The 10,686-nt window shown below is 73.0% G+C and carries 8 protein-coding genes; 7 read left to right on the top strand and 1 reads right to left on the bottom strand.

From position 1 onward, the window contains the following. Positions 1-30: 30 nt before the first annotated feature. On the bottom strand, positions 31-1,053 hold the full coding sequence (locus MTQ10_RS21735) for a Gfo/Idh/MocA family oxidoreductase (RefSeq protein ID WP_247471004.1): 1,023 nt from the start codon (positions 1,051-1,053) through the stop codon (positions 31-33). A 128-nt stretch (positions 1,054-1,181) separates the two neighbouring features. Here MTQ10_RS21735 and MTQ10_RS21740 point away from each other — a divergent pair, with 128 nt between their 5' ends. The 7 genes from MTQ10_RS21740 (at position 1,182) to MTQ10_RS21770 (ending at position 10,061) form a co-directional block, all read left to right on the top strand. Then, complete coding sequence (locus MTQ10_RS21740; protein WP_247471027.1) at positions 1,182-1,919, top strand: GntR family transcriptional regulator; 738 nt, start codon at positions 1,182-1,184, stop codon at positions 1,917-1,919. 332 nt (positions 1,920-2,251) lie between these two features. Further along, a complete protein-coding gene (locus MTQ10_RS21745) occupies positions 2,252-3,253 on the top strand; it encodes a sugar ABC transporter substrate-binding protein (protein WP_247471007.1) in 1,002 nt (333 codons plus the stop codon). After that, positions 3,250-4,287, top strand: a complete 1,038-nt coding sequence (locus tag MTQ10_RS21750; protein ID WP_247471010.1) for an ABC transporter permease — start codon at positions 3,250-3,252, stop codon at positions 4,285-4,287. Before MTQ10_RS21745 ends, MTQ10_RS21750 begins: the two co-directional genes overlap by 4 nt. After that, positions 4,284-5,075, top strand: a complete 792-nt coding sequence (locus tag MTQ10_RS21755; protein WP_247471013.1) for an ATP-binding cassette domain-containing protein — start codon at positions 4,284-4,286, stop codon at positions 5,073-5,075. Before MTQ10_RS21750 ends, MTQ10_RS21755 begins: the two co-directional genes overlap by 4 nt. Before the next feature lie 116 nt (positions 5,076-5,191). Beyond that, entirely contained in the window at positions 5,192-6,340 is a 1,149-nt protein-coding gene (locus tag MTQ10_RS21760) for an ROK family glucokinase (protein WP_247471017.1), read from the top strand. Next, positions 6,337-6,918, top strand: a complete 582-nt coding sequence (locus MTQ10_RS21765; protein WP_247471021.1) for a sugar kinase — start codon at positions 6,337-6,339, stop codon at positions 6,916-6,918. Before MTQ10_RS21760 ends, MTQ10_RS21765 begins: the two co-directional genes overlap by 4 nt. Before the next feature lie 293 nt (positions 6,919-7,211). Beyond that, a complete protein-coding gene (locus tag MTQ10_RS21770; RefSeq protein WP_247471024.1) occupies positions 7,212-10,061 on the top strand; it encodes a DEAD/DEAH box helicase in 2,850 nt (949 codons plus the stop codon). The last annotated feature ends 625 nt before the right edge of the window (positions 10,062-10,686 follow it).

The raw sequence follows: 10,686 nt of genomic DNA on the forward strand, positions 1-10,686 counted from the left end.
CCCCGAGGGGTCCGCCCCGCCCGGCCTCCGTCAGAGCGTCCCCGCCCCCGGCCCGCCCGGGATCTCCGCGAGCCGCACCGGTCTGCGTTCCCGCCGGGACACCTCGCAGGCCTCGGCGATGCGCAGCGCCTGAAGCGCCTCCCGGCCGTCGCACGGGTTGGGCCGCTCGCCGTGGATCACCTCCACGAACGCCGCCAGCTCGGCCTCGTACGCGGGCGCGAACCGCTCCAGGAACCCCGGCCACGGCTTGTCCGCCGCCGGAGGCCCCGTCGGCTCGGTGGAGGCGATCGGGGTGCGGTCGTCCAGGCCCACCACGATCTGGTCCCGCTCCCCGGCCAGCTCCATGCGCACGTCGTAACCCGCCCCGTTCAGCCGGGTCGCCGTCGCGGTGGCCAGCGTGCCGTCGTCGAGGGTGAGCAGCACCGCGGCCGTGTCCACGTCCCCGGCCTCGCGGAACATGGGCGGCCCGGCGTCCGAACCCGCCGCGTACACGTCCACCACCTCACGTCCGGTCACCCACCGCAGCGCGTCGAAGTCATGGATCAGCGCGTCCCGGTACAGCCCGCCCGACGCGCGCAGCCACTCGGCGGGCGGCGGCGTCTGGTCGGAGGTGATCGCCCGTACGGTGTGCAGCCGCCCCAGCCGGCCCGAGAGCACCGCGTCACGGGCGCCCGAGTAGCCGGCGTCGAAGCGGCGCTGGAACCCCATCTGCAGAACCGTCCCGGCCGCCTCCACCTCGGCGATCGCCTCCAGCGTGCCCGGCAGGTCCAGAGCGATCGGCTTCTCGCAGAACACCGGCAGCCCCGAACGGGCCGCCCGGCCGATCAGATCGGCGTGTGCCTGTGTCGCCGTCGTGATGACCACGGCGTCCACGCCCCACTTGAAGATCTCGTCCACTCCGGGCGCCGCCGTCTCCCCGAGGCGCAGCGCCAGTTCCTGGGCTCGTGCGGGCTCCGCGTCCGTGAGGATCAAGGAGCCGACCTCGCGATGACGGCTGAGCGTTCTCGCGTGGATGGTGCCGAGCCGACCCGTACCGATGACCCCGATGCGCATGGGAACAAGGTGGGGTCCGAACCCGCGTCTGTCAATGCGAATGTCCGGACAATCTGACTACACAACTTCCCGTCAACAGCGCGCGGAGCTACGCTCGGCCCGTGCCGAAACCAGAAGTGGACCCGACCGTGCAGCTGGAGCTCCGCGTGGACCGGAGTTCTCCGGTGCCGCTGTACTTCCAGCTGTCCCAGCAGCTGGAAGCAGCGATCGAGCACGGAACGCTCACCCCCGGCAGCCTCCTCGGCAACGAGATCGAGCTGGCCGCCCGGCTCGGACTGTCCAGGCCGACCGTCCGGCAGGCGATCCAGTCCCTGGTGGACAAGGGACTGCTCGTGCGCCGCCGCGGCGTCGGCACCCAGGTCGTGCACAGCCAGGTCAAACGCCCGCTGGAGCTGAGCAGCCTCTACGACGACCTGGAGGCGGCCGGACAGCGCCCCGCCACCCAGGTACTGGTCAACACCCTCGTGCCCGCTTCCGCCGAGGTGGCCGCCGCGCTCGGCCTGCCCGAGGGCAGCGACGTGCACCGCGTGGAGCGGCTGCGCCTCGCCCACGGCGAGCCGATGGCGTACCTCTGCAACCATCTGCCACCCGGCCTGCTCGATCTGCACACCGACCAGCTGGAGGCCACCGGCCTCTACCGGCTGATGCGGGCCGCCGGGATCACCCTGCACAGCGCCCGGCAGTCGATCGGCGCCCGCGCCGCCACGGCCGCCGAGGCCGAGCGGCTCACCGAGAGCGAGGGCGCCCCGCTGCTCACCATGCAGCGCACCACCTTCGACGACACCGGCCGCACGGTGGAGTTCGGTGACCACCTCTACCGCCCGAGCCGATACGCCTTCGAGTTCCAGCTCCTCGTACGGCCCTGAGCCGCGCCGCACGGCCCTGAACCGCGCCGCACGGCCCGCGCAGCCGCGTCACGCGACCCCGATCCGCGGCCGGGCGGCCGCCCGATGGGCCCTGCGAGGGCCGTACGCGGGCGCCGCCGAGGGTCATGCGCGGGGCGCGTCGGAAGGGCCCCGCGGCCACCGCCGTGCGCTCGTCGTATTGTCCGGACAATGTGACCGACCGCTACCCCGGTGACGGAACGGATGTGCCCTGTGTTCGATACTGGGGCGTTTGGGTCTGCCGGGACCAACGGGATTTCCGGCGCCCGACCCGCAGCACTCGCACCACAGCACAGCAAGAAGGGCACGGCCTCGTGGCACGGTTTCGGACCTGGGCAGGGATCGCGTTGGCGGGGGCACTGTGCGTGTCCCTGACGGCGTGCAGCAGCACCGGCGGCAAACGCGCCGAGGACGCCCGAAAGGCCGCTGCACAGGGCCGCGCGGCGGTCAGCACACCCCGCTGGACGTTCGCGATGATCACCCACTCCGGTGACGGCGACACCTTCTGGGACATCGTCCAGGAGGGGGCCGAGGAAGCCGCCCGCAAGGACAACATCGACTTCCTGTACTCGCACGACGACGAGGCCCAGCAGCAGGCCCAGCTCGTCGACGCGGCCGTCGACAAGAAGGTCGACGGCATCATCGTCAGCCTCGCCAAGCCCGACGCGCTGAAGGACTCCGTCGCCCGAGCCGTGAAAGCCGGCATCCCGGTGATCACCGTGAACTCCGGCTCCGCCCGGTCGAAGGAGTTCGGCGCGCTCGCCCACATAGGCCAGGACGAGACCGTCGCCGGCGAGGCCGTCGGCGAGGAGCTGAACGAGCGCGGCCGGAAGAACGCCCTGTGCGTCCTGCACGAGCAGGGCAACGTCGGCCACGAACAGCGCTGCGACGGCGTCGCCAAGACCTTCCGCGGCACCCTCCAGCGCCTCTACGTCAACGGCACCAACATGCCCGACGTGCAGTCCGGCATCGAGGCGAAACTCCAGTCCGACCGCTCCGTCGACGCCGTCGTCACCCTCGGCGCGCCCTACGCCGACACCGCCGTCAAGGCACGCGAGAGCGCCGGCAGCAAGGCCGAGATCGACACCTTCGACCTCAACGCCAAGGTCGCCACCGGTCTGCGGGACGGCATCCTCGGCTTCGCCGTGGACCAGCAGCCCTTCCTCCAGGGCTACGAGGCCGTCGACCTGCTGTGGCTGTACCGGTACAACGACGACACCCTCGGCGGCGGACGCCCCGTCCTCACCGGCCCGCAGATCGTGGACAAGAAGCAGGCGGCCTCCCTGCTCGCGTACACGCGGCGAGGCACCCGATGAGCGCCCTCACCGACACCGCTGACGAACGGCTGCTCGAAACGTCCTCGCTGCGCCGCCTGCTCGCCCGGCCCGAGCTGGGTTCGGTCGTCGGGGCGCTCGCCGTCTTCGCCTTCTTCGCGTTCGTCGCCGACAGCTTCCTGCGCACCTCCAGCCTGAGCACCGTTCTGTACGCGTCCTCGACGATCGGCATCATGGCCGTCCCCGTGGCCCTGCTGATGATCGGCGGCGAGTTCGACCTGTCGGCCGGCGTGCTGGTCACGTCCTCCGCGCTGATCTCGTCGATGTTCAGCTACCAGATGACGGCGAACGTCTGGGTCGGCGTCGGTGTCTCCCTGCTCGCCACGCTCGCGATCGGCGCCTTCAACGGCTTCGTGCTCACACGCACCCGGCTGCCCAGCTTCATCGTCACGCTCGGCACGTTCCTGATGTTGACCGGCATGAACCTCGGGTTCACCAAGTTGATCGACGGCACGGTGTCCACCAAGACCATCGCCGACATGGAGGGCTTCCCGACGGCTCACGACGTCTTCGCGTCGACATTGACCATCGGCGGTGTCGCCGTCAAGGTCACCGTCCTGTGGTGGATCGGCCTCGTCGCGCTCGCCTCCTGGATTCTGCTGCGCACCCGCACCGGCAACTGGATCTTCGCTGTCGGCGGCAACCAGGACGCCGCCCGCGCGGTCGGTGTCCCCGTCGACGCCACCAGGATCGGCCTCTACACGGGCGTGGCCTTCGGCGCCTGGATCTCCGGTCAACACTTGCTCTTCAGCTATGACGTCGTCCAGTCCGGCGAGGGCGTCGGCAACGAATTGATCTACATCATCGCGGCCGTCATCGGCGGCTGCCTGATCACCGGCGGCCACGGCAGCGCCGTCGGTTCCGCGGTCGGGGCGCTGATCTTCGGCATGACCAGCAAGGGCATCGTCTTCGCCGAGTGGAACCCCGACTGGTTCAAGTTCTTCCTCGGAGCGATGCTCCTCCTCGCGACCCTGCTGAACACCTGGGTCCGCAAGCGTGCGGAGGCCACGACATGACCCGGACGGCACAGCGCACCCCCCTGATCGAGCTGACCGGCGCAGGCAAGCGCTACGGCAACGTGCGCGCCCTGGAGGGCGTCTCCCTCCAGGTGCACGCGGGGGAGATCACCTGCGTCCTCGGCGACAACGGCGCCGGCAAATCAACATTGATCAAGATCGTTGCCGGTCTGCATCAGCATGACGAGGGCGTCCTCCGTATCGACGGCGAGGAGACCCGTCTCGCCGGCCCGCGGGACGCCCTCGACCGCGGCATCGCCACCGTCCATCAGGATCTGGCGGTCGTCCCGCTGATGCCCGTCTGGCGGAACTTCTTCCTCGGCTCCGAGCCCCGCAAGGGCGCCGGCCCGTTCAAACGCCTGGACGTCGACCTGATGCGCCGCACCACCCGGGAGGCGCTGGCCCGCATGGGCATCGACCTGCGCGATGTCGACCAGCCCATCGGCACCCTCTCCGGCGGCGAACGCCAGTGCGTCGCCATCGCCCGCGCGGTCCACTTCGGCGCCAAGGTCCTCGTCCTCGACGAGCCCACGGCTGCGCTCGGCGTGAAACAGTCCGGCGTGGTCCTGAAATACGTCGCCGCCGCCCGGGACGAGGGTCTCGGTGTCGTCCTGATCACCCACAACCCGCACCACGCCCACCTCGTCGGCGACCGCTTCGTCCTCCTCCGGCGCGGCACCATGGCCGGCAGCCACAACCGCGACGAGATCACCCTGGAGGAGCTGACCCGGCAGATGGCGGGCGGCAGCGACCTCGACGCCCTCCGCCACGAACTGCGACGCGCCTGAACGCCACCTCGGGACCGGCGCGCCCCGCCCGTGGCAGCGCACCCGCCGCGCGGGCCGCCGGCCCGCTCGCTCCTGCGTTCGTCGCCGAAGCCACCCGTGAGGCAGAATCGGCGACGATGAGCACCTACGGCAATTTCACGGCCCCCATCGGCTCCCGCCGCGCCCCGGCGCTCCGCACCGTGGGCACGAGGGAACGCCGGTCGCACCTGACCGCCCCCCGCGTGCCGACCGTCGGCATCGACATCGGCGGCACCAAGGTGATGGCCGGCGTCGTGGACGCCGACGGCAACATCCTGGAGAAGCTCCGCACGGAGACCCCGGACAAGTCCAAGAGCCCCAAGGTCGTCGAGGACACCATCGTCGAGCTGGTGCTCGACCTGTCCGACCGGCACGATGTGCACGCGGTCGGCATCGGCGCGGCCGGCTGGGTCGACGCCGACCGCAACCGCGTCCTGTTCGCCCCCCACCTGTCCTGGCGCAACGAGCCGCTGCGCGACCGCCTCGCCGGCCGCCTGTCCGTGCCGGTCCTCGTGGACAACGACGCCAACACCGCGGCCTGGGCCGAGTGGCGCTTCGGCGCCGGACGCGGCGAGGACCACCTCGTCATGATCACCCTCGGCACCGGCATCGGCGGCGCCATCCTGGAGGACGGCCAGGTCAAACGCGGCAAGTACGGCGTCGCCGGCGAGTTCGGCCATATGCAGGTCGTGCCCGGCGGACACCGCTGCCCCTGCGGCAACCGCGGCTGCTGGGAGCAGTACAGCTCCGGCAACGCCCTGGTGCGCGAGGCCCGGGAGCTGGCCGCCGCCGACTCCCCGGTGGCGTACGGCATCATCGAGCACGTCAAGGGCCAGATCGGCGACATCACCGGCCCGATGATCACCGAGCTGGCCCGTGAGGGCGACGCGATGTGCGTCGAACTGCTCCAGGACATCGGCCAGTGGCTCGGCGTCGGCATCGCCAACCTCGCCGCCGCCCTCGACCCGTCCTGCTTCGTCATCGGCGGAGGTGTCTCCGCCGCCGACGACCTGCTCATCGGCCCCGCCCGCGACGCGTTCAAACGCCAGCTCACCGGCCGCGGCTACCGCCCCGAGGCCCGCATCGTCCGCGCCCAGCTCGGCCCCGAGGCCGGCATGGTCGGAGCCGCCGACCTGGCCCGCCTGGTCGCCCGCCGCTTCCGCCGCGCCAAGCGGCGCCGCGTCGAGCGCTACGAGAAGTACGAGCGCTACATCCAGTCCCGCCGTACGGCCCGGGACACCGCATGACCGCGTCCCTGCCCCACCAGGCCGCACCACCGGACGAACCACAGCGACCAGAGGAGGACCGCGGCCATGTGATCCGCCGCCGCGCCCTCACCCTCCTCATCATCGTCCTGCTGATCGGCGTGCCCGCCGGCTATCTGGTGATCTCCGCCAACCAGAGCCGCGACGCCGGCAAGGACAAGGAGGAGAAGTACTCGGCGACCGGCCTCACCGCCGGCCGCCCCTCCGGCCTCCAACGCCGCCTCTACCAGGTCCCCGTCCCCGAGACCGCCACCAAGGTCGCCCACTACGAGACGAACAACTGGAAGACCAGCCGCCTCTACGTCCAGTTCCAGACCTCGGCGGCCGACTTCGACCGCTTCCTGAAGTCGATGGACACCGACCGCTCGGCCCTGCGCCCCGGCGACATCACCATCAGCGACCGCGACCGCAACGTCACCGGCTGGACCTTCACCGGCCCCGGCCCCTGGTACGGCCTCGTCCACGAACAGAAGAACCCCGCCCCGACCCACGACCTCGTCGTCGACCTGGCAGACCCGGACCACCCGATGGTGTACGTGGTCGCCCGCACGGTGCCTTAGCCGACGCGACCCCGGTCCGCGGACGTCCGTCGCGCCGACGGCCCCGGACGCCGACGAGTGGGGCACCTCCGGGACCGGTCCGCCGGCCGCAGCGGCCGGCCGCCGTGCTCCGTCCCGTATCCCCCGAACGGTGGACACACGGGTACGACTTTGCAGGTCGCAGGCGTTGCACGGCCCTCCGCACGACCGGTCCGGGCGCTCGGGGCGCGGCCGATTGTCAGACCCCGCCCGTAGAGTCGAAGACGGCCGATCCGCCAGGACGGCGACTCGTGGACGAAGTGTCGGGAGGGGAGATGAGCACACGCGTGAGCGACACCGTCGCGCCGCCCGGCGTGCCCGTGCGGCTCGCCGCCGTCTTCCTGCCGGCACCGCTGCCCCGCGACGGCCGTGTCGCCTTCTGGGACCCCGACGACCGGCCGCTCGCCGACGCGCCCGGAGCCGACCGCACCGAGCTGACCGTCGTACGACGCCACGGCACCTCCGTCCGCCGCCGCACCGTCCCCGCGCTCACCCTGCCCCTCGCCGCCGCCCTGCCGCTCCTCGTGCACGCCCGGCACGCGCCCGCCGCGCACCCCGCCACCGCCTGCTGGGGCGCCGCCGCACAGCACGCCCTGCGGCTCGCCGCCCGCGGACGCCTCCTGCCCGGCCTCACCCCGACCGGGCACGACGCCTGGCGGGCCGGACCCCTCGACCCCGAGGACATCGCCCATCTGCGGGCCGTCGCCGCCGCGCTGCCGTACGAGGGACACGCCGTGCCGCTGCCCGGCCCGGGCCCGCTCACCCTGCCCGCCCCCGACGCGCTGATGCGCACCTTCCTGGACGCCGTCGCCGACACCCTGCCCCGCACCCCGGCCGCACCCCACGCCTTCGGCCGGCCGTTCGCCGCCCGCGAGCCGCAGCGCCTGCACCGCGCGCGGGACTGGGCGGCGGAGGTCGCCGCCGGCATGGACGCGGGCGTCCGCATCTCGCTGCGCCTCGACCTGTCCGCACACGACCTCTTCGACCGTACCGGCGACGACACCGAAGGGGCCGGCGCGCGCCGGGCGGGCGCTGCGATCGTCCAGGTCCACAGCCTCGCCGACCCCACCCTGATCGCGGACGCCGCCGCCCTGTGGGCGGGCGAGGCGGACTCCTCGTTCGGGCCACGCGCCCGCGTGGACACCGCCCTCGCCGTACGGCGCGCCGCCCGCGTATGGCCGCCGCTCGGCCGGCTCGCCGAACAGGACACCCCCGATGTGCTCGCCCTGTCCGAGGAGGAAGTGGGCGACCTGCTCGGCACCGCCGCCACCCGCCTCGCCGCGGCCGGCGTCGCCGTGCACTGGCCGCGCGACCTCGCCCAGGACCTCACCGCCACCGCCGTCGTACGGCCCGCGCCGGGCTCCGCCACCGACGGCACCGGCTTCTTCGACAGCGAGGAGCTGCTGCAGTTCCGCTGGCAGCTCGCCCTCGGCGGCGACCCCCTGACCGAGGCCGAGATGGACACCCTCGCCGAGGCCCACCGGCCCGTCGTCCGGCTCCGCGACCGCTGGGTCCTCGTCGACCCCGCCCTCGTCCGCAAGGCCCGCAAACGCGACCTCGGCCTCCTCGACCCCGTCGACGCGCTCGCCGTCGCCCTCACCAGCAGCGCCGAGATCGACGGCGAGACCGTCGAAGCCGTCCCCGCCGGCACCCTCGCCGCGCTCCGCGACCGGCTCACCGCGGGCCCGCGGCCCGCCGACCCGCCGCCCGGCCTCGCCGCCACCCTGCGCGACTACCAGCTGCGCGGACTGGCCTGGCTGGACCTGATGACCTCCCTCGGCCTCGGCGGCTGCCTCGCCGACGACATGGGCCTCGGCAAGACCGTCACCCTCATCGCCCTGCACCTGAAGCGGGCCCGGCCCGAACCCACCCTCGTCGTCTGCCCGGCCTCCCTGCTCGGCAACTGGCAGCGCGAGATCACCCGCTTCGCCCCCGGCGTGCCCGTCCGCCGCTACCACGGCCCCGACCGCACCCTCGACGGCCTCGACGGCGGCTTCGTCCTCACCACCTACGGCACCATGCGCTCCGCCGCCCCCGCCCTCGCCGCACAGCAGTGGGGCATGATCGTCGCCGACGAGGCGCAGCACGTGAAGAACCCGTACTCCGCCACCGCGAAGGCGCTGCGCACCCTGCCCGCCCCGGCCCGCGTCGCCCTCACCGGCACCCCCGTCGAGAACAACCTCTCCGAACTGTGGGCGCTGCTCGACTGGACCACCCCCGGACTGCTCGGCCCGCTGAAGTCCTTCCGCGCCCGGCACGCCCGCGCGGTGGAGAGCGGCGAGGACGACGAGGCCGCCGAGCGCCTCGCCCGCCTGGTCCGGCCCTTCCTGCTGCGACGGAGGAAGTCCGACCCGGGCATCGTGCCCGAGCTGCCGCCCAAGACGGAGACCGACCACCCGGTGCCGCTCACCCGCGAACAGGCCGCGCTGTACGAGGCCGTCGTACGCGAATCCATGGCCGTCATCGAGACCGCCGACGGCATCGCCCGACGCGGCCTCGTCCTGAAACTGCTCGGCGCGCTCAAGCAGATCTGCGACCACCCCGCGCTGTATCTGAAGGAGGATCACGCCAGCGCCCGCCCCGACCGGCTCGCCGCCCGCTCCGGCAAACTCGCCCTGCTCGACGAACTGCTGGACACCCTCCTCGCCGAAGACGGCTCCGCCCTGGTGTTCACCCAGTACGTCGGCATGGCCCGCCTGATCACCGCGCACCTCGCGGGCCGCGCGATCCCCGTGGACCTGCTGCACGGCGGCACACCCGTACCGGAACGCGAGAACATGGTGGACCGCTTCCAGAACGGCTCCACCCCCGTCCTGGTGCTCTCCCTCAAGGCCGCAGGCACCGGCCTGAACCTCACCCGCGCCGGGCACGTCGTCCACTTCGACCGCTGGTGGAACCCGGCCGTCGAGGAACAGGCCACCGACCGCGCCTACCGCATCGGGCAGACCCAGCCTGTCCAGGTCCACCGCCTCATCACCGAGGGCACCGTCGAGGACCGTATCGCCGAGATGCTCACGGCCAAGCGTGCCCTCGCCGACGCCGTCCTCGGCTCCGGCGAAGCCGCCCTCACCGAACTGACCGACCGTGAACTGGCCGACCTGGTCTCGTTGCGGAGGGAGGCGTGATGGAGGACAAGGAGCCCGGCCCCGCCCAGGCCGCCCGCCGCGCCCTGCGCGCGGCACGGGCCGGACGGGTCACGGGGCAGGAGACGGCCGAGGACGCGCCCTCCGGGCCTGCCGACGCGGGCGGCGGCGGTTCGGTGACGGCGGGCGGCGCCGACAGCGGACGTGCGGCGGATGAACCAGCGGACACGCACAGTGATCTGGCGGAACATCAGAGGCCTGCCGACCTCGCCCGTGCGGCGCTCCGGGAGGCCGTGGCGGCCAGACGCGGTACGCGGACCGAGCCGCGTGACGAAGACCCGGAGCCGACTCGGGGTGGTCCCGTTCCTGGCGGGTCCCCGGAGCCGACTCGGGGTGGTCCCGTTCCCGGTGGGTCCCCGGAGCCCGCCACCGGTGCTCCGGTCACGGCAGAGCGGAGGGACGAGGAGACACGGTCGCCGTCGTCGGCGACGGGGACCGCGGCGCCGCCCACCCCGCCAGGCGTCCGGCCCGCCGACCGGGCCCGGGAAGCCCTGCGGGCCGCCCGCGCACAGGCCCGGAGCGCCGAGTCCGACACGGCGGACAAGAGCCCCGGGCGGCCCCCCCGGGGCCGCAGGGCCGCACCGCCGACGGGGCGCCCGGCCGGGGC

It is taken from the genome of Streptomyces sp. XM83C (assembly GCF_023072675.1).
Classification (GTDB): domain Bacteria; phylum Actinomycetota; class Actinomycetes; order Streptomycetales; family Streptomycetaceae; genus Streptomyces; species Streptomyces thermocoprophilus.

Bases quoted from the DNA above. Each gene is read 5' to 3' on its own strand.
- MTQ10_RS21770 (WP_247471024.1), top strand. From the start codon at position 7,212: ATGAGCACACGCGTGAGCGACACCGTCGCGCCGCCCGGCGTGCCCGTG.
- MTQ10_RS21735 (WP_247471004.1), bottom strand. From the start codon at position 1,053: ATGCGCATCGGGGTCATCGGTACGGGTCGGCTCGGCACCATCCACGCG.
- MTQ10_RS21760 (WP_247471017.1), top strand. From the start codon at position 5,192: ATGAGCACCTACGGCAATTTCACGGCCCCCATCGGCTCCCGCCGCGCC.
- MTQ10_RS21765 (WP_247471021.1), top strand. From the start codon at position 6,337: ATGACCGCGTCCCTGCCCCACCAGGCCGCACCACCGGACGAACCACAG.
- MTQ10_RS21750 (WP_247471010.1), top strand. From the start codon at position 3,250: ATGAGCGCCCTCACCGACACCGCTGACGAACGGCTGCTCGAAACGTCC.
- MTQ10_RS21755 (WP_247471013.1), top strand. From the start codon at position 4,284: ATGACCCGGACGGCACAGCGCACCCCCCTGATCGAGCTGACCGGCGCA.